Origin of the sequence: Neobacillus phoenicis (assembly GCF_047302305.1) — a bacterium.
Taxonomy (GTDB): domain Bacteria; phylum Bacillota; class Bacilli; order Bacillales; family Cytobacillaceae; genus Neobacillus.
This window is the reverse complement of record NZ_CP154847.1, coordinates 1,268,278-1,288,153: the sequence shown is the minus strand read 5'-3', so window position 1 is coordinate 1,288,153 and position 19,876 is coordinate 1,268,278. Positions and strand designations below refer to the sequence as shown.

At 42.2% G+C, this 19,876-nt stretch carries 13 protein-coding genes and 3 rRNA genes; 7 read left to right on the top strand and 9 right to left on the bottom strand.

Annotated features, from left to right (window positions below; translation table 11 throughout):
- The first annotated feature begins 2 nt into the window (after positions 1 to 2).
- Together AA0X95_RS06750 and AA0X95_RS06745 are read left to right on the top strand one after the other, a co-directional pair.
- The gene (locus AA0X95_RS06750; protein ID WP_413309873.1) at positions 3 to 1,271 is read left to right on the top strand and encodes a TRAFAC clade GTPase domain-containing protein; all 1,269 of its coding nucleotides are present in this window, start codon (positions 3 to 5) and stop codon (positions 1,269 to 1,271) included.
- The gene (locus tag AA0X95_RS06745; protein ID WP_413306948.1) at positions 1,268 to 4,102 is read left to right on the top strand and encodes a hypothetical protein; all 2,835 of its coding nucleotides are present in this window, start codon (positions 1,268 to 1,270) and stop codon (positions 4,100 to 4,102) included. Before AA0X95_RS06750 ends, AA0X95_RS06745 begins: the two co-directional genes overlap by 4 nt.
- 88 nt (positions 4,103 to 4,190) lie before the next feature.
- On the opposite strand, the gene rrf is transcribed toward AA0X95_RS06745, so the two are convergent.
- The 3 genes from rrf to AA0X95_RS06730 form a co-directional block, all read right to left on the bottom strand.
- Positions 4,191 to 4,307 (bottom strand): 5S ribosomal RNA (rrf, locus tag AA0X95_RS06740).
- Between the two features lie 79 nt (positions 4,308 to 4,386).
- Positions 4,387 to 7,325, bottom strand: a 23S ribosomal RNA gene (locus AA0X95_RS06735).
- A gap of 206 nt (positions 7,326 to 7,531) precedes the next feature.
- Positions 7,532 to 9,069 (bottom strand): 16S ribosomal RNA (locus AA0X95_RS06730).
- The 16S, 23S and 5S rRNA genes sit together here, the layout of an rRNA operon.
- 340 nt (positions 9,070 to 9,409) lie before the next feature.
- On the opposite strand from AA0X95_RS06730, the gene AA0X95_RS06725 reads away from it, so the two are divergent.
- A complete protein-coding gene (locus AA0X95_RS06725) occupies positions 9,410 to 9,661 on the top strand; it encodes a hypothetical protein (protein ID WP_413306945.1) in 252 nt (83 codons plus the stop codon).
- A gap of 49 nt (positions 9,662 to 9,710) precedes the next feature.
- Here the strand turns inward: AA0X95_RS06725 and AA0X95_RS06720 are convergent, their stop codons facing one another.
- Together AA0X95_RS06720 and AA0X95_RS06715 are read right to left on the bottom strand one after the other, a co-directional pair.
- Positions 9,711 to 10,388: a glycosyltransferase gene (locus AA0X95_RS06720; RefSeq protein WP_413306942.1), complete on the bottom strand. Its 678-nt coding sequence runs from the start codon at positions 10,386 to 10,388 to the stop codon at positions 9,711 to 9,713.
- A gap of 2 nt (positions 10,389 to 10,390) precedes the next feature.
- Positions 10,391 to 11,089 (bottom strand): glycosyltransferase family 2 protein, encoded by a 699-nt coding sequence (locus AA0X95_RS06715; RefSeq protein WP_413306939.1) that lies wholly within the window; start codon positions 11,087 to 11,089, stop codon positions 10,391 to 10,393.
- Positions 11,090 to 11,165: 76 nt separating this feature from the next.
- Between AA0X95_RS06715 and AA0X95_RS06710 the strand changes: the two genes are divergently transcribed.
- The gene (locus AA0X95_RS06710; protein ID WP_413306936.1) at positions 11,166 to 12,131 is read left to right on the top strand and encodes a GDP-mannose 4,6-dehydratase; all 966 of its coding nucleotides are present in this window, start codon (positions 11,166 to 11,168) and stop codon (positions 12,129 to 12,131) included.
- A gap of 29 nt (positions 12,132 to 12,160) precedes the next feature.
- Positions 12,161 to 13,171 carry a glycosyltransferase gene (locus AA0X95_RS06705; RefSeq protein ID WP_413306933.1) on the top strand — a complete coding sequence of 337 codons (1,011 nt, stop codon included), beginning with the start codon at positions 12,161 to 12,163 and terminating at the stop codon, positions 13,169 to 13,171.
- A 58-nt stretch (positions 13,172 to 13,229) separates the two neighbouring features.
- Here the strand turns inward: AA0X95_RS06705 and AA0X95_RS06700 are convergent, their stop codons facing one another.
- Together AA0X95_RS06700 and AA0X95_RS06695 are read right to left on the bottom strand one after the other, a co-directional pair.
- On the bottom strand, positions 13,230 to 14,231 hold the full coding sequence (locus AA0X95_RS06700) for a glycosyltransferase family 2 protein (protein ID WP_413306930.1): 1,002 nt from the start codon (positions 14,229 to 14,231) through the stop codon (positions 13,230 to 13,232).
- A gap of 39 nt (positions 14,232 to 14,270) precedes the next feature.
- Positions 14,271 to 15,293: a glycosyltransferase family 2 protein gene (locus AA0X95_RS06695; protein ID WP_413306927.1), complete on the bottom strand. Its 1,023-nt coding sequence runs from the start codon at positions 15,291 to 15,293 to the stop codon at positions 14,271 to 14,273.
- A gap of 110 nt (positions 15,294 to 15,403) precedes the next feature.
- On the opposite strand from AA0X95_RS06695, the gene AA0X95_RS06690 reads away from it, so the two are divergent.
- Complete coding sequence (locus tag AA0X95_RS06690) at positions 15,404 to 16,471, top strand: glycosyltransferase family 61 protein (protein WP_413306924.1); 1,068 nt, start codon at positions 15,404 to 15,406, stop codon at positions 16,469 to 16,471.
- Positions 16,472 to 16,512: 41 nt separating this feature from the next.
- Here AA0X95_RS06690 and galE read toward each other — a convergent pair whose 3' ends face one another.
- On the bottom strand, positions 16,513 to 17,499 hold the full coding sequence (gene galE, locus AA0X95_RS06685; RefSeq protein ID WP_413306921.1) for a UDP-glucose 4-epimerase GalE: 987 nt from the start codon (positions 17,497 to 17,499) through the stop codon (positions 16,513 to 16,515).
- Positions 17,500 to 17,716: 217 nt separating this feature from the next.
- Between galE and AA0X95_RS06680 the strand changes: the two genes are divergently transcribed.
- Positions 17,717 to 18,343, top strand: coding sequence for a LysE family translocator (locus AA0X95_RS06680; RefSeq protein ID WP_413306918.1), 627 nt, complete (start codon positions 17,717 to 17,719; stop codon positions 18,341 to 18,343).
- A gap of 253 nt (positions 18,344 to 18,596) precedes the next feature.
- Here AA0X95_RS06680 and AA0X95_RS06675 read toward each other — a convergent pair whose 3' ends face one another.
- Positions 18,597 to 19,871, bottom strand: a complete 1,275-nt coding sequence (locus AA0X95_RS06675; protein WP_413306915.1) for a UDP-glucose dehydrogenase family protein — start codon at positions 19,869 to 19,871, stop codon at positions 18,597 to 18,599.
- Positions 19,872 to 19,876 lie beyond the last annotated feature (5 nt).

The window sequence follows — 19,876 nt, the reverse complement described above, 5'->3', positions numbered from 1 at the left end:
TGATGTTCACCATACTGAAACGAATCTTTGAAAAAAAACAACCAGTTAAAGAAAGATTACCATTTTACGATATTGTCTGCCCTTATTGCTTTTCAAAATTTCATCATGAAGAGGTCGTCTTCCGTGCGGCCCATCACCGCGACGATGATGAAGCACTGGCATTACAGGAAGATGAGTTATTGAACAAATACCGGGAAAAATTTGGTCTTGCTCCCATTGATGAGTTAGAGGCCATTGTCGATCCTTCCATGATTCCGGATGAAAACAAGATTTATTCTGATCGTGTACTCATGGGCGTTTCCGATAAATACTCGGTCGTGACTAAGAACCGTCTCTGTCCGTCCTGCCATAACGACCTGCCGGTTACTGCCGGTAAACATCCAAGCAATATTGTTTCGATTGTTGGCGCGACTTCTGTTGGAAAGTCCGTATATATGACGTCATTGATTCATACCTTGCAGCATGTGACGGCAAATAACTTTCATGCAGCATGTATTCCGCTAGATAATGAGATTAGTAAACGATTCCGAACCAATTATGAGATTCCCTTGTTTGAAAATGGCAGCCTGCTGCAATCAACAGAGAAAACCAATCGGCAAGAGCCGTTTATCTTTCAATTTGTTTTTAAGGATGAAGACAATGCCCCGTTGACACTTGTCTTTTTCGATGTCGCAGGTGAAGGAATGACAGATAAAGAATACATTAAGCTTCATGCCGCCCATATTAAAAACTCCGCCGGTATCCTTTTCTTGGTGGATCCGATGCAAATTCGCGCCATCCGTGAAAAGCTAATCCATCAAATGGGAGAAAACCCTGGGAAAATCGTCGGTCAGGGAGACGAACCGCGTGAAGTCGTCATTTCCTTGTTTGGTGATTTTATTGCCCATTTAGAAAATAGTAAAACCGATATTCCTACAGCAGTGGTGTTGACAAAAAGCGATCTATTGCATTCTTTAAAACATGATGATGGGGAATATATTCGTACCAATAGCAATGTATTCCGTCATGTCACCCATAAGGGCTATTTAAATCTAGATGAATATGAAAATATTAATGGGGAAATCAGACGATTTTTATCCAAAGTGGATACCCCGTTTGTAAATGCACTTGATGTTTATTTTAAAGATACCTCCTATTTTGCAGTTTCTGCACTTGGAAGCAATCCAGTCGACCAACAGGTGAGCGGCATCATTAGTCCGATTCGTGTGGATGAACCTTTCATTTGGCTGCTTTATAAGCTTGGATATATAGAAGGGAGAAATGCTCAGTGACCGGGAAGTTGATTCAGCAGCAGATGTATACACGGGAGCGGGGCGGAATTTTTCATGCCACCGATGGCTATGACACCATTGCCATATCCGATGGTCTTGAACATGCATTTGTGAAAAAGTATTTACATCCATTTTGTATGTATCACGCGCCAAAGGCTTTAACGGAACGCGGCGAAAAGGATGCCTCCCTCTTCCCTGAAGCTGTGACAATTTTTCAACCTGAAACAGGCCATCTTGTCGTTGGTCAGGCTGTATTTGTCCCTGCCGATTTCACTGGGCAGCGCAGCACCTATTTTATGCACAATTATATTATCCCTCCGAGTCGGAAGGATGAATGGATCAAGCACCCTGAAAAGCTGTTTCAATGGAAAGGATTTGTGACTTCCTATGATATCAAAGATGGAAAAATCCTTCCTGAGTATGATCAAATAGAATCAGATGCGAAGGATATTCTTCTAGATAAAGAAGTATTGTTGAAGAAGCTAGGGATGAGCGAGAGTCAGTTTAAACAACTTTTATTTGCGGTTATGACTTCGATTGCCGGAAAGAAAAAAGTGTTCATTTCCTTGACTGTTCCGTTGAAGGATTATTCGACCTATGCACTAAAGTTGCTTGAGTTAATATCTGTATATTTGCCATATGCTCATCGTCGTAAATTAGGTGCAATGACGTTTACCAGTGCACCTGAGACGAAGAATTATATTAATGTGATGTTTTATGAACCTGGGACACTAAATATGGCGGACCGCTCTATTGAAAAACAGTTAATCTTTGACCTTTCCGCGAGAAGAATTTCCGGAGTGGAGATTGATGGCCAGAAGCACGAGTATTTAGATTTTGCCATGGAGCATTTTTCCCACTCAAGGAGAATAGAAGATTTTTTCGATTTTGCTGAGAATTCCCTGTCTGGTCTAGGAGAAGATCAGAAGCTGGAGGTAGCCAGCTACTATCAATTAACCGCTATTTATTTAACTCTTAACGATCAAAACGCGGCTTTCTATCAACCTAATAAAATCGGTTTTTTACATAGTTTGTTAAAGTTTCTGAAGGTAAATAGTGAAGCAAAACCAGCTTTGGCTGAACTGTTTATTCAAATAGTGACTGAGGAGAAAATAGCTGCTGATAAAAATACGGCTCTTGATTATATTCAGGCAGTCGTTGCCATTAATTCAATTGTGAGAAGCGATGAGGCTCTTGGGTTGATTGTAGATACGATTGCCTACTATCAAAACGATCCTCTCTTCCATAAACTATGGAAAGTGATTGAACAGGACAAGCTGGGATACCAGGCTATCTTGTTGTTTATGAATGACCATCCAGATTATGAACTGCTCCTTGAACAATATCTCGATGAACGTTTAGTGCAGGTGACGCATACAGAAGACGTCTTAAAGGAGCTTCACCTGTTGCTTGCCACTCCTTTTCTTTTAGACGTGGAGAAATTTAAGGCTGTTGCTATTCGTAAGGTAGTTTCTTCTATTAACCATGCAAGTAATCCATTTCATTCGGTTCTATTGGTGAAAAATTTTAGCATGGAGAAGCCGAGTGCTGCGTTTATCGAATTTAAAGATGACCTGCTTGCACGTGCTAAACTTGCCCTGCTACGTTCGATTCGTTTGAAGGAACTTACGATGAACGATATCCTGACGTTCGGTATGATTTTTCCAAAGGAACATAATGTAAGGGATATAAAAGATGTGAAGGTAAAGGAAAATTATCAAATCACTAATGCCCTTTACCAGCTCATCAGTATACCTTCCCAGGCGGGTACCTATGATTTACGTCCATTAACGGGAACCCTTCGTGCCCACGTTAGAAGCACCCTACAGCAGCTATTGCGAAACAAGCCAACTGCCGAACACTTCCCACTCCTTTTTGTCGCATTTGATTCGGAGTATGATGGTGTCGATTACCAGGGGTTGCTGGATTACTTGATTAGATACGGTGAGGATCAGACACTTTTGTCGTTTATTCGCGGGAATGTTAGAAAAATTGAAACGGATGTACACTACAGACGTTCACTAAGAAAATATTTGATTAGCCATCCTCAATCTATTTGGAAGAATTCTTCCTTAAGAAAAGAGCTAATGTTAATTAAAAACTACAGTTTTAAAAATTTACTAAAAGAAGTGGAAATAGAAACAGCTAGTCCTTTGGTAAAATTCCTAAAGAAGAATGGGCTGAAATTAGGTTTATCCTTGTTTATCCTAGGTGGCGCTGGCGGAGGCACTTGGTATGGCTATAGTAAATTCTTTGCTGATGACCCAAAGCCGAAAGCAAAAGTGGAGAAAACCACTGGGACTTTAATAGCTAATAAAAAAGAGACAGTGGTGCCGAAGAAACCTGCAGGTATCTCACTTAGCGAATTCAAAGAGGCCTCTCAGGGTGAAGTAGCAGGCCAGACATTTGTCCTTAATCTCGGGGGAAAACAATTAAGTACAATCTCTGGACAAGATCAGGTAGTAACAATGACAGATAACGATGGGGAAGCCTATCAGCTGATCTTTAATACTAAACCAGCGACAGACCCCATTGACCTTAATAAACTATTAAAAAATGGGTATTCTCTTTCAGGTATCGAATATGACTTTGATCCATCGGATGAGTATGTTGAACTTGTATTAGTCACACAGAACCAAGCAGCTGATACCTCTGTCTGGATCTATTCTATTAACAAGAAGGGATTAAAAGGGATCCTTTCTCCCGTTCTTAAGGAAAGTGGATTTTCTAATGTTAGGCTGAATGAGAAGACACTCGTTCTCACTCGTGATAAAAAAGAAGTTATTTACACCTATTCTGCTGACATGAACAGTTTCACCAGCCAACAATAATAACTTTTTATAGTAGAGCCTTTAGTCAAGTGCTCTACTTTTTTTCTGAACACAAAAAAGGGCAGCTAATGTAGCTGTCCTTTTTCGTGCCTGGCAACGTCCTACTCTCACAGGGACTTTCGTCCCAACTACCATCGGCGCTGAGAAGCTTAACTTCCGTGTTCGGTATGGGAACGGGTGTGACCTTCTCGCCATAATTACCAGACTATTTTGTTAGAGAGATCGTTCTCTCAAAACTAGATAATGCAGAAGAAGTGTTTGTAAATTGCGAGTTCGCTTAAAACTTGGTTAAGTCCTCGAACGATTAGTATCAGTCAGCTCCACATGTTACCACGCTTCCACCTCTGACCTATCAACCTGATCATCTTTCAGGGTTCTTACTAGCTTGACGCTATGGGAAATCTCATCTTGAGGGGGGCTTCATGCTTAGATGCTTTCAGCACTTATCCCGTCCGCACATAGCTACCCAGCGATGCCTTTGGCAAGACAACTGGTACACCAGCGGTGCGTCCATCCCGGTCCTCTCGTACTAAGGACAGCTCCTCTCAAATTTCCTGCGCCCACGACGGATAGGGACCGAACTGTCTCACGACGTTCTGAACCCAGCTCGCGTACCGCTTTAATGGGCGAACAGCCCAACCCTTGGGACCGACTACAGCCCCAGGATGCGATGAGCCGACATCGAGGTGCCAAACCTCCCCGTCGATGTGGACTCTTGGGGGAGATAAGCCTGTTATCCCCGGGGTAGCTTTTATCCGTTGAGCGATGGCCCTTCCATGCGGAACCACCGGATCACTAAGCCCGACTTTCGTCCCTGCTCGACTTGTAGGTCTCGCAGTCAAGCTCCCTTGTGCCTTTACACTCTACGAATGATTTCCAACCATTCTGAGGGAACCTTTGGGCGCCTCCGTTACTCTTTAGGAGGCGACCGCCCCAGTCAAACTGCCCACCTGACACTGTCTCCCACCCCGATAAGGGGTGCGGGTTAGAATTTCAATACAGCCAGGGTAGTATCCCACCGACGCCTCCACCGAAGCTAGCGCTCCGGTTTCTACGGCTCCTACCTATCCTGTACAAGCTGTACCAAAATTCAATATCAGGCTACAGTAAAGCTCCACGGGGTCTTTCCGTCCTGTCGCGGGTAACCTGCATCTTCACAGGTACTATAATTTCACCGAGTCTCTCGTTGAGACAGTGCCCAGATCGTTACGCCTTTCGTGCGGGTCGGAACTTACCCGACAAGGAATTTCGCTACCTTAGGACCGTTATAGTTACGGCCGCCGTTTACTGGGGCTTCGATTCAGAGCTTCGCTTTTAAGGCTAACCCCTCCTCTTAACCTTCCAGCACCGGGCAGGCGTCAGCCCCTATACTTCGCCTTGCGGCTTCGCAGAGACCTGTGTTTTTGCTAAACAGTCGCCTGGGCCTATTCACTGCGGCTCTTCGAGGCTATTCACCTCAAAAAGCACCCCTTCTCCCGAAGTTACGGGGTCATTTTGCCGAGTTCCTTAACGAGAGTTCTCTCGCTCACCTTAGGATTCTCTCCTCGCCTACCTGTGTCGGTTTGCGGTACGGGCACCTTTTATCTCGCTAGAGGCTTTTCTTGGCAGTGTGGAATCAGGAACTTCGGTACTAAATTTCCCTCGCTATCACAGCTCAGCCTTTGCGGAAAGCGGATTTTCCTACTTTCCAGCCTAACTGCTTAGACGCGCATATCCAACAGCGCGCTTACCCTATCCTCCTGCGTCCCCCCATCACTCAAACGATAAAGAGGTGGTACAGGAATATCAACCTGTTGTCCATCGCCTACGCCTTTCGGCCTCGGCTTAGGTCCCGACTAACCCTGAGCGGACGAGCCTTCCTCAGGAAACCTTAGGCATACGGTGGATGAGATTCTCACTCATCTTTCGCTACTCATACCGGCATTCTCACTTCTAAGCGCTCCACCAGTCCTTACGGTCTAGCTTCAACGCCCTTAGAACGCTCTCCTACCACTGACATCTAAGATGTCAATCCACAGCTTCGGTGTTACGTTTAGCCCCGGTACATTTTCGGCGCAGAGTCACTCGACCAGTGAGCTATTACGCACTCTTTAAATGGTGGCTGCTTCTAAGCCAACATCCTGGTTGTCTAAGCAACTCCACATCCTTTTCCACTTAACGTAAACTTTGGGACCTTAGCTGGTGGTCTGGGCTGTTTCCCTTTTGACTACGGATCTTATCACTCGCAGTCTGACTCCCACGGATAAGTCTTTGGCATTCGGAGTTTGTCTGAATTCGGTAACCCGATGAGGGCCCCTAGTCCAAACAGTGCTCTACCTCCAAGACTCTAACTACGTGAGGCTAGCCCTAAAGCTATTTCGGAGAGAACCAGCTATCTCCAAGTTCGATTGGAATTTCTCCGCTACCCACACCTCATCCCCGCACTTTTCAACGTGCGTGGGTTCGGGCCTCCATCCAGTGTTACCTGGACTTCACCCTGGACATGGGTAGATCACCTGGTTTCGGGTCTACGACCACATACTCATTCGCCCTATTCAGACTCGCTTTCGCTGCGGCTCCGTCTCTTCAACTTAACCTTGCATGGGATCGTAACTCGCCGGTTCATTCTACAAAAGGCACGCTATCACCCATTAACGGGCTCTAACTACTTGTAGGCACACGGTTTCAGGAACTATTTCACTCCCCTTCCGGGGTGCTTTTCACCTTTCCCTCACGGTACTGGTTCACTATCGGTCACTAGGGAGTATTTAGCCTTGGGAGATGGTCCTCCCTGCTTCCGACCGGATTTCACGTGTCCGGCCGTACTCAGGATCCACTCAGGAGGGAACGAAGTTTCGACTACAGGGTTTTTACCTTCTCTGACGGGCCTTTCCAGGCCGCTTCATCTACCCCGTTCCTTTGTAACTCCATGTTGAGTGTCCTACAACCCCAAGAGGCAAGCCTCTTGGTTTGGGCTATGTCCCGTTTCGCTCGCCGCTACTCAGGGAATCGCGTTTGCTTTCTCTTCCTCCGGGTACTTAGATGTTTCAGTTCCCCGGGTATGCCTTCAATACCCTATGTATTCAGGTAAAGATACTGTTCCATTACGAACAGTGGGTTCCCCCATTCGGAAATCTCCGGATCAAAGCTTACTTACAGCTCCCCGAAGCATATCGGTGTTAGTCCCGTCCTTCATCGGCTCCTAGTGCCAAGGCATTCACCGTGCGCCCTTTCTAACTTAACCTAAAAGGTTTGTTTCTCTAAATTAATAGAGAGAAAACTAAAATGGCGATTACTCGATGTTTTACTTGACTTCTTCATTACAATTATCTAGTTTTCAAAGAACGATTAAAAAAAAATTTGAGAGATTGCACTCTCAAAACTAAACAAACAAGAAACAATCAAACAAACATGTTTTGTCTGGCTCATATGTCCAGCTTATATCCTTAGAAAGGAGGTGATCCAGCCGCACCTTCCGATACGGCTACCTTGTTACGACTTCACCCCAATCATCTGTCCCACCTTAGGCGGCTGGCTCCTTGCGGTTACCCCACCGACTTCGGGTGTTACAAACTCTCGTGGTGTGACGGGCGGTGTGTACAAGGCCCGGGAACGTATTCACCGCGGCATGCTGATCCGCGATTACTAGCGATTCCGGCTTCATGTAGGCGAGTTGCAGCCTACAATCCGAACTGAGAATGGTTTTATGGGATTGGCTAAACCTCGCGGTCTTGCAGCCCTTTGTACCATCCATTGTAGCACGTGTGTAGCCCAGGTCATAAGGGGCATGATGATTTGACGTCATCCCCACCTTCCTCCGGTTTGTCACCGGCAGTCACCTTAGAGTGCCCAACTGAATGCTGGCAACTAAGATCAAGGGTTGCGCTCGTTGCGGGACTTAACCCAACATCTCACGACACGAGCTGACGACAACCATGCACCACCTGTCACTCTGTCCCCCGAAGGGGAAAGTCCTATCTCTAGGAGTGTCAGAGGATGTCAAGACCTGGTAAGGTTCTTCGCGTTGCTTCGAATTAAACCACATGCTCCACCGCTTGTGCGGGCCCCCGTCAATTCCTTTGAGTTTCAGCCTTGCGGCCGTACTCCCCAGGCGGAGTGCTTAATGCGTTAGCTGCAGCACTAAGGGGCGGAAACCCCCTAACACTTAGCACTCATCGTTTACGGCGTGGACTACCAGGGTATCTAATCCTGTTTGCTCCCCACGCTTTCGCGCCTCAGCGTCAGTTACAGACCAGAAAGCCGCCTTCGCCACTGGTGTTCCTCCACATCTCTACGCATTTCACCGCTACACGTGGAATTCCGCTTTCCTCTTCTGCACTCAAGTCCCCCAGTTTCCAATGACCCTCCACGGTTGAGCCGTGGGCTTTCACATCAGACTTAAAGGACCGCCTGCGCGCGCTTTACGCCCAATAATTCCGGACAACGCTTGCCACCTACGTATTACCGCGGCTGCTGGCACGTAGTTAGCCGTGGCTTTCTGGTTAGGTACCGTCAAGGTACCGGCAGTTACTCCGGTACTTGTTCTTCCCTAACAACAGAGCTTTACGACCCGAAGGCCTTCATCGCTCACGCGGCGTTGCTCCATCAGACTTTCGTCCATTGTGGAAGATTCCCTACTGCTGCCTCCCGTAGGAGTCTGGGCCGTGTCTCAGTCCCAGTGTGGCCGATCACCCTCTCAGGTCGGCTACGCATCGTCGCCTTGGTGAGCCGTTACCTCACCAACTAGCTAATGCGCCGCGGGCCCATCTGTAAGTGACAGCCGAAACCGTCTTTCAGCTTTTCCTCATGAGAGGAAAAGGATTATCCGGTATTAGCTCCGGTTTCCCGAAGTTATCCCAGTCTTACAGGCAGGTTGCCCACGTGTTACTCACCCGTCCGCCGCTAACCACCGAAGTGGTTCGCTCGACTTGCATGTATTAGGCACGCCGCCAGCGTTCGTCCTGAGCCAGGATCAAACTCTCCAAGAAAGTTGATTAGCTCATTTTGTTACGTTGGCTTGTTTCAATTAAGAAACAAAATATTATTGTTTGTTGACGTTTTTGTTTGTTTAGTTTTCAAAGAACAATTTGATGAGACAACTTTTATATCTTATCATTTTTCATAACTCATTGTCAACAACTATTTTTCTTTTTTTACAAGATTAGTAGTTATCAGCGACAACTTTTATATCTTAACACCCTCAATTATCATTGTCAATAAAAAATATCTCTTTTAACAATTCATGCATAAAACGAGGACACTTGCCCTACCCATACTTCCACGAATGAATATATTAAGTTGAAAAGCATTTAGGAAGGAGCGGAAAAAATGAGTAGTAAGAAAAAAGATAAGTGCCGCTGTACGGATTGCCTATGCAAACTACTAAAGGAATTTAAACACGATGAAGTAACCCTTCGAACCAAAGCTGGAGACATCATAACAGGAGAACTAAAACGTGTAAAGGATTGCTGTGTGAAAATTATTGAGCCAGAAGTGATGTCAACTTTCGTAAGTAATCGATTAACGGTTATCCGTTGTAAAGATATCGAAAGCTTCTCCGTTGATCTACTTGACGATTAATTTTATTTTACACGTATTATGGCAGTGACCATATCTCACTGCCATTACTTTATTTTCCTAAAAAGTCCTCTAGTGATTTGGTAGTGGCTACAAATTTGCTTCGCCTTCTTAATACATCTTCGCTTGCATCTGAGTGATGATGTTGCGGATGATTGTAACGTAAATAGGCATAATGCGCCTTTGTTAATGAATATATTTTCAATCCCTTATCATAGCAAAGACACTGAAACCCACTATCCTCACCAACATTTACATCAGGAAAATGTATTTCTTCTAAAATTTTCTTTTTAAAAGCAAGTGTAGCACCACTTAAAAAATAGGATGATTTGTAGGAACCGTTGTTTACAATCCACCTATTCTCCCGGTTGGGGTTATATAAGCGCAATTCATGATTCCTTTTAAAATAAAGATAGAACGAACTTTTCCCGACAATGTCGGCATTTGTATGAACGAAAGCATCAAACACTTCTTTTAAATAATCAGCGCCATAATAATCATCATCATCCATTTTGGAAATATAATCATATTTTGCTAGCTTCACACCACGATTCAGGCATTCCCCTAAACTCACTTTCTCTGGAAAGTGAAGAACTGTAAACTCCGGCAAATCTACATGAATAGCCGAAGAATTAACAATGAGAATAAGCTCTTTGTCTTTCAAGGTCTGTTTTTTAAAGTTGTCGATGATATTCCCTACGAATTCCTTTCGATTTGTACAGGCTACCACAGTTATAATAATTCTCTTCCCCCTTTTTCGATGTACTCTTCAAACCTCTCCGTTACAAGCAATGGTTTACAGTGTTTTTGAAAGGCACGATTCTCAACCTGCCAGGAATGATGATGATCATCCTCGTAACGCAGTAAAACATAATCATGAAAGCTTCCTGAATATAAAGGGTACCTTTGGTCGAGGCAATCTTGTTGAAATTGTATGTCCTCTCCACTGTTCAAGTGTTGGAACTCTACCTGTTTAAATACCTCCTTTTTAAAAACCAATGTACCTCCGGCAAGAAATACCTTTTTATTTTTTAAAAAACAGTGATTCATTCTTGGCCTGAAAATGGATAACTGCTTATCTTTTTTAAAATAAACAAAAATGGCTGCTTTTCCGACAACACCTGCATTGGTTTTCTGCAGCTGGCGGAGAGAGTTGGCTAAATAATTGGGCGAGTAATAATCATCATCATCCATTTTGGAAATGACCTCGAAACGTGCCAAACTAACTCCGTAGTTCAAGCATTCTCCAAGTGTTATTGATTCATCGAGGCGGAACACCCTTATATTGGCGGCTGTAGGTGGAGCTAGATGGATATCATTCTTATTTAAGATGATGATCAGTTCTTTTTCCTGTAAATTTTGTCTAGAAAAGTTCTTAATGACCCGGTCGAGCATGTTCTCTCTTATTGTACTTGTCACAACGGATATCAAGATGTTCACTCCTTACCTATAACAAATCATTATTTATTTCATAGTATGTAAAAGACGTGAAAACTAGAGGTGAATTATGGAAAAGAAAGTGTTAATTACCGGTGTAGCAGGATTCTTGGGTTCCCATCTTGCTAAGAATTTGCTTGATGAGGGATGTATCGTGGTTGGAATCGATAATTTATCGTCAGGAAAGCTATCCAATTTAAAAGACTTGCCTAGCGACCGGTTTATTTTTAAAGAAATAGATGTCTGTTCCCAAAAACTGCTAGCCGATCCTGATTTTCGTAATGTACAGGAAATTTACCATCTCGCGTCTCCTGCTGCTCCAAAATATTATCAGGCTACACCTTTTGAAACGATTAATGTAAACACCATTGGCACGAAAAATATGCTTGAATTAGCAAAGCGATACCAAGCAAAAATTGTCTATTCTAGTACAAGCGAAGCGTATGGGGAACCTGAAATTCACCCTCAACCTGAAACCTATAGAGGAAATGTCAATACTTGGGGGCCTCGTGCATGCTATGACGAATCAAAAAGGTTAGGGGAAGTTCTTTGTTATGTGTATTACACCCATTATCAAACAAAGGTAAAAGTAGCCCGCATTTTCAACACGTACTCTGCAGGTCTGGCCAACGATGACGGTAGGGTAATCTCCAATTTTGTTACCCAGGCTCTGAAAGGCGAAGATATTACCGTTTATGGTGACGGCTTACAAACGCGGTCATTTTGTTATGTCACCGACACGATTAACGGCTTAAAACAGCTAATGGAAAAAGAGGAAGCAAACGGAGAAATCATTAATATCGGTAATCCCGCGGAATATACCATTTTAGACCTAGCCCATTTCATTAAGGAGCTATCATGCTCCACAAGCAAAATTATTTTTCAGCCACTACCTGAAGACGATCCGAAAGTGAGGCAGCCTGTCATTAATAAAGCAGCGGAGTTATTAGGATGGGAGCCTACGGTATCCTTAGAGGAAGGTTTACTTGAAACCATTCACCAATATAGAGCCAAACTAAAACTAACCGAAAAATAACCTTCCCATAGAAAGGAGCTTATTGATTAATGAAAGTGTCAGTAGTTATGCCTGTTTATAATAGTGAAAGATATTTAAAAGAAGCAATTGATAGTATATTAAATCAAACATATCGTGATTTTGAACTAATAATCGTAAACGATGGCTCAAAAGACAATTCTAAAGAAATCCTTGATGAAATAAAAGATGCGAGAGTTAAAGTAATTCATTCTGAACAAAACAATGGGGCAGCTAAGTCCCTTAATATCGGTATTAACCTAGCTAGTAATGACTGGATTTTTATTCATGACAGTGACGATATTAGCTACCCAACCCGTATCGAGGAGCAAGTCAAAAGGATTCAAAGCCAACCAGACTTAGTTCTCATTTGTACCAAGATTGAATGCTTTTCGGATAGCCAAAATATTGATTGGGATAAAGCTCGAGCGCAAGAGGCTTATCATAATAAATTGAATTCTGGCAAGGAAATCATGGATATCAGATTTCACGGGTGCCCTATCATGCATGGCACTGTTGCATTTTCAAAAAAAGCATTCAATATCGCAGGCGGTTATAATCCAACCTACAAAATAGCCTATGACTATGACCTGTGGCTTCGCCTATTTCAACTTGGACCAATCGATATAGTCCCAAATGTCCTCTATAGATACAGAATCCATGAACACTCCCTTTCTCATACGGATTGGCTCGCTACCATAAACGAAGTAAATATCATTTCAACCAAATATATTAGAGAATTACTTCGGTCAAAAATCGGTCATGAACCTGTTTTTATCATAATGGGGCCAAAAAAAGGGGTTGAGAATTTTAGAAGATTAATTGCCCCAGCCAATAAACTAAAAGTTATGAAGTACTTTACTGATCATCTCGAGGAAAATTGTAGTTACTGTATTAAAAAAATTGCTAAGGATAAGGCTCATGCTGTCATAATATTGGATAATTATTATTCAGTTGAATCAGCCAAGGCCTTTGAGAAACTTATTAAAAACCGTCTAAGTAAGAATGTAAATCTTTTTACCAATGATAATATTCTTGTCTAAATTCTCGAAAAGTAAAAGGCCAAATCAACGGAGTGATTAGGCCTTTTACTTTTCTTTTTTATTGCTCTGGGTTGAATAAGACGAAAAAATCTTTATTTAATTTCAACCCGTTGCGTACTAAATTCCGGAGAATCTTTTGATTATGATTATAGTTAAGGAGGATCATAGCATCTAATTTTCCTGATTTTATTTTTCGGATAATAGATGGAAGCTTTTTTCGAAAGTTCTCATATATTATTGTTTCAGCTAATAAATGAGTGGAAGGGACTATGTTTCTTAAATATTTTTCACAAGTTGTTTTTTCTCCCATTAATATAACCTTTGGCTGATGGTCTTTTCCCTTTTGTTTCAACCGAAAAATTGCTCTCGAGGCTGCTAGTTGTATTTCATCGGACGTTGCATCAAAATCCTTGTGTGACAGTGAACTCTGATAAATGCGGTAATCAATTAATACTTGCGGAATTTTTTCTAGTTCTCCGTGCTCTACTAATTTGAGCCACAAATCATAATCATATGCAATTCTGAATCTTTGATCATACCCTCCGACTTTCTGAAAGACCTTTTTGGAAAACATAACTGAACTGTGTGTTAGGGGGCAGGTGGAATAGATTACTTTTTTAATCGCTTTTCTTGAAACGTTTCTATTTCTACCTCTTGTCCACTCTTCATAGACAGCATCAGGAACATCCGGATTACCAGAAATGCATCTTACTAGCGTTCCAACCCCAACCAGCTCAGGACAATCATGTATATACTGTACCTGTTCTTTAATCCTATCAGGAAAACTATTATCATCTGCATCTTGGATCGCAATCCACTCGCCCTTCGCATGACTAATAGCCAAATTCAACGCATTTGCTGCACCTTGATTTTGATGTAGGTGGATTACCTTCACCCTGCTGTCATCTAATTTATCTAATATCTTTGCCGTCGAATCTGTGGAACCATCATTCACAATGATGATTTCTAAGTTAGGATAGGTTTGGGCTAATGCACAATTTAGTGCTTCTCTAAGGAACTTTTGCCCGTTATAAACAGCCATTACCATGGAAACAAGCATTTCCGGTCTCCCTCCTTTTTGATAGGTAGTACAAGTCGTTTATTCAATTTTTTGGCATGCTTTTTTTAGTAGGTATTTTACACTCTCTACATCCGAGTTTTTACTACTGCAATATAAACTTAGTCCCTTTTTATAGACAGGAATATCAGTCCATAAATCGTCTGAAGAATCCCATAAGCTTAAAATAAAAAGTTCAGGGTCCTCTTTCCCAAACTTTTCCGTGAGCGCCTTGCTAAATGAAAACATGGGTTTAAAAGGATTTCTGTATTCATGGGGGTGCTCCTGATGATATCCAATTTCCTTTTCAATGATTGCAAATTTATACCCTTTCTTATACAGGCGGTAGCCAAGATCCCAGTCCTCGCCTCTAAATAGCCGTTCATCAAACCCTCCAACTTCTTGAAAGGCTTTCTTCTCAACCGATACATTTCGGGTAATAAATAATAGCCAAGGCGCATTCTTTAAATCTAAGAATGCTTTTTTTATACTTTCACCAATTTCTTCATAGATGGAAAGACCTTTGTATACTTTTTCAAAATGGTTACGAATATCTTCCTGTGTAAGAATATTTGTTACCTTAGACGCTTTAAGATAGCTATCCTTCCAAAGTCCGTTCTTTTCCAAGGATTGCTTCATTTTAGTAGATTCTTCCTTTGTGAAATTCGGAAAATAGAGGCTGTAAAGGCCCCTATAACAGTAGGGAGTACCTGAAACAACAGTCATTGGATGGTTCTGATGCATTTTATGATGCGTTTCAATAAAATTAGGCAGTACTAGGAAATCTGCATCACAAAAAATAATATAGTTTCCATTCGCCTTCTCAATACCGTCGTTTCTTCCTGCAGGTCCTTTTCTTTCTTTTAGCGACACGACCTGAATAGGATACGGTGCATTTTTAGCGTAATCATTTATTTTTTCACTTGTGTGATCGGTAGAGGCGTCATTTACCACAATCACTTCAAAGGGCTTGGCATTTATTTGTTTTTCAAATGAAGTTAGCGTCAATAGTACTTGCTCAGAACGATTATGCACAGGGATAACAACGCTGTATAAAATATCCATTTTTTCAACACCTTCTTTCGTTTACTTAATGATGCAATTGGTATCCAAGACAGTATATGATGACAAGGTTTCACCTGTGTGAAATGGAGAGAAAAATGGGGGTGACGTTCGTGTCTGGTATCCAGCTTCCCAGAGGTATCTATAATTCCATAAAAGACTGGGCTTCAGCTGTTAATTCACCAAAGGTATATTTAAAAGAAATCTACCCTCCTACCACTTTTTCAAGACGCATTCGACGTCCACCCACTCAGTATCCAAAGGTACTAGAAGGCGGGAATGTCGGAATTATTCCGAACGGTCGTGTGTGGGGCTTAAACGGGGCTATTATCACCCCAGATAATCATTTAATATGGGATGTTTCTTTAGAAATGGTGCATCCACGTACTAAACATTCCATCTTCGAAAAAGAAATGCTACCACCGATTACGGATTATTATGAGCAGGTAGCGGATCTGACACATGTAGTAGCTAATAATTACTATCATTGGATGTATGAGGTCATTCCACGCGTTCATTTACTACATCAAAGTGGCATAGATGTCGATCGCTTTATCGTTAAATCGCAACAGGTGGATCTGCCCTTTCAATCCGAAACGTTAAATCAACTGGGAATAAAGGAACATCAATTCATTTGGACAGACTGCCATTTCCATATCCAATCTAAGAATCTAGTTGTACCTTCACAACCATCATTCGCGACAAAGTGGGGGTATGAGTTTCTTCGAAAAACCTTTTTGACGGGAGAGGCACCCACTAACAAAGTGGGAAAACGTATTTATATAAGTAGAAAATGGGCTCGTAGAATTACGAATGAAGATGCCTTAATGGATGTACTCAGTAAATTCGGCTTTGTAAAAGTAGAACTCGAAACTCTATCCGTAGCCGAACAGGCCCAGCTTTTTTCATCGGCTGAAATCATTGTTGCCGCTCACGGGGCAGGCTTAGTCAACTTGACCTTCTGTCAGCCAGGAACAAAAGTAATTGAAATTTTCTCTCCAACTTACATCACCTCCCTATATTGGGTCATTAGTTCACTTGGAAACTTGATGCATTACTATTTTATTGGGGGATTAGGTGAGCGGGATGATATTCAGTTAGAAAATAACTGGGTTGGGTTAGATAACATAACAGTAAACATTTCTAAATTTAAAGCTTTCTTAAGAGGACTTCGTATTTAAGCAAAAAACTATCCACTCAGATTCAAGCGGATAGTTTTTTGTTAATAGCCGTTTGGATGCTTTTGATGCCAATTCCATGCAGACTCAATCGTCTTTTTGATATCATACTTGGGGCTCCACCCCAGTACATCACGGATTTTTTGTGATGTGGCAACTAGTTGCGGAGGATCGCCCTGTCGTCTCGGTTGAATTTGAACAGTAGCTTTACCCCCAGTTACCTGTTCACAAAGGTTGATCATCTCCCAAATAGAAACACCCTTCTCATTCCCTAAATTGAAGATTTCTGTAATTTTTTGTGCAGGGTTTTGCAATAAGTATTCCAATGCTAAAATATGCCCTGAAGATAAATCACTCACATGGATATAGTCGCGAATACACGTGCCATCTGGTGTCGCATAATCATCACCAAAAATCTGAATCGAACGGAATTTCCCTTGTAAGTGCCTTAGAATATTGGGGATTAAATGGGTTTCAGGTTCATGGTCTTCTCCTATTTCACCCGAGCTATGCGCTCCAGCTACATTAAAATACCGGAGGGCAACAAACCGAAAATGATGCCTCTCTGAAATATCGTTCAGGATCTGTTCAATCATTAATTTAGAATGTCCATAGGGGTTAATAGGATTGGTAGGTAGTTGTTCATGAATAACGGCTTGATTGGGAATTCCATACGTTGCACATGTGGACGAAAAAATAAAATTCCCGATATTATGCTCAATCATTTTACCAAGCAAGCAGACAGTTTGAACCACGTTATTTTGATAGTATTTAAGAGGATTTTTAACCGACTCGCCCACAAGACAACTGGCAGCGAGATGTATGACTGCTTGAACGGGATAGGTTTTAAATATCTTATCCAAAACCGCCTCATCACCTACATCTCCCTGAATAAACAATACTCTTTTATCAACTGCTTCTAAATGCCCGGTTGATAAGTTATCCAAAACTAAAACTGAATACCCTCTATCTGCAAGGTCACGGACGATATGACTGCCAATATACCCCGCTCCTCCTGTTACGAGAATCATTTAGCCTCACCTTCTTATCAAAATCTAACATTACAGCTATTTGAACTGAATTATTCTATTCTACTACGATAGGAACGGAAGGTTGTACACCTTTGAAAAAGTGTAAACCGCTCACGCCTGCATTCATTAATATTTATTTTGTAGATGTGTTCACCACTTTAAAGCAGTATAATTGAGGTAAGTATTCTAAAAATTACAATAAACAGGAGCGATTACATTGATCTCGTTTATATTAGTTGTGTTGGTGTTATTTTTGATACCTGGTCCTGCTGTTTTACTGACGGTTACCCAGACAGCGCGAGGTGGGAGAAAAGCAGGAATTATTACTGGAGTTGGGATTGCAGTTGGCGACTTAATCCATACGGTTGCCGCGGTTCTTGGGCTTTCTGCCATTTTAATGACCTCTTCTCTCGCATTTGAGATTGTTAAATATTTAGGTGCCGCCTATTTGATATTTTTAGGAGTAAAATCGTTACTTGAAAAAACAAAAGGGCAGCAAGCGAAGCCTGCTGCCGATGAGAAAAAGAGAAATCCTGCCGTGTCTTTTCGTCAGGCTTTGTTGATCGAGTTACTGAATCCTAAGACTGCGCTCTTTTTCTTAGCGTTCCTGCCGCAATTTGTCCGGAATAATGGTACTCCTGTTGTTTATCAACTGTTAATCCTTGGACTCACATTTGTGCTAATGAGCATTTTGTATACGACTCTTTTAGCCTTTCTTACCAGTTCTATTGGAAAACGACTATTTTCTAATAAGAACAGTAAATTCGCCCGTTGGCAAGGGAAAGTCGTTGGAGCCATTTATATCGGTTTAGGACTACAACTGGTACTGAAAAGCCAGGAATAACGCGACAACACAAGAAAAGCGAAAGCGCCTTGATCAGCCCCGATAAAGAAGACTGGTCGATTGGCAAGCGGAGCGCAGACAGAGACCTAGTCGTACTTATGCGTAAAAGGCGATAGCCTTATGTAGCCAGGCAAATGTTCATCTGCAAGAAAAGTCGCTCTTTGACTTTAGCTTGACAATTCTCGAAGTAATTTTATACTTTCTTATAATGCAAAAAAGAGCATTCATCAATGCTCTTTTTTTTGCGAGGATATTAATGATTAGCTATCCCTAAGTAGTTGAATCCCAGGCTTTCGACCAATCTTTTATCAATCATGTTTCTTCCATCGAATATACAGGGTTGATTCATTAACGGTTTAAGACTGGCCCAATCGAGGGCTTTATAGTCGTCCCAGTCAGTACATAGGACAACCGCATCCGCCCCTGTCACCGTTTCCGCTACTGTTGGGAACTGCCCGCTTTCTAGCTTTACGATCGGATCATGTACCCTTAGATTCACTTTCTCTTCTTGTAATTGTTTGATTAAAACGAGACTTGGGGCTTCCCTCGTATCATCGGTGTTCGCTTTAAATGCTACTCCTAGAACAGCAATCGTTTTACTTTGGAGATTCCCTCCGAGAACCTGCTTGATTTTTTCAATAAAATAATCTGTTTGTTCTTTGTTCACTTTAGCAGCGCTTTCTAATATGGACAACGGCCGGCCATTTTGTCTCGCCACTTGGATTAATGCGCTCACATCTTTAGGAAAACAAGAACCTCCATAGCCTAATCCGGCATTAAGGAAATGAGGACCAATCCTGTGATCCAATCCAATCGCCTTTGAGACATCATTCACATTAATCTGAAGCCTATTACACAATCTAGCTAACTCGTTAATATAGGAGATCTTAAGGGCGAGAAAGGAGTTAGCGGCATACTTTATCATTTCGGAAGCCCTAGGGTTCGTTTCGACGATTGGACAGTGAAAGTCTTTATACAGGTCTCGCATTATGGCTCTTGCTTTTTCACTTGTTGTACCAATGACAATACGGTCCGGGTTTAGTGCATCAAGAACAGCAGACCCTTCACGGAGAAACTCAGGATTGGAGACAACATCAAATGGAATTGGGTCGTTTTGTTTTTCGCGGATCCATTTCGTAACTAGCTCTGCTGTTCCGACTGGCACCGTGCTTTTCGTGACTATCACCTTGTAGTTGTCCATATTCGTTCCAATAGATTCCGCCACATTTTTCACAAAAGTAAGGTCTGCACTTCCATCTGTGCCTTGAGGGGTGCCGACGCAAATAAATATAACATCATTTTCTTTAACGGCCTTTTTGGTCTTTTTTGTAAAAGAAATATTTTTCGCAGCGATATGCTTAATTAACAGGTCTTCCAGTCCCGGCTCATAGAAGTGTAGTTTACCAGCTTCCAAAGCTTTGATTTTATTCTCATCCAGATCAAGTCCTGTAACCTGATGCCCCATTTCACAAAAAATGAGACCTGTCGTCGTTCCTACATATCCTGTACCAACGATTAAGATTTTCACGTTGG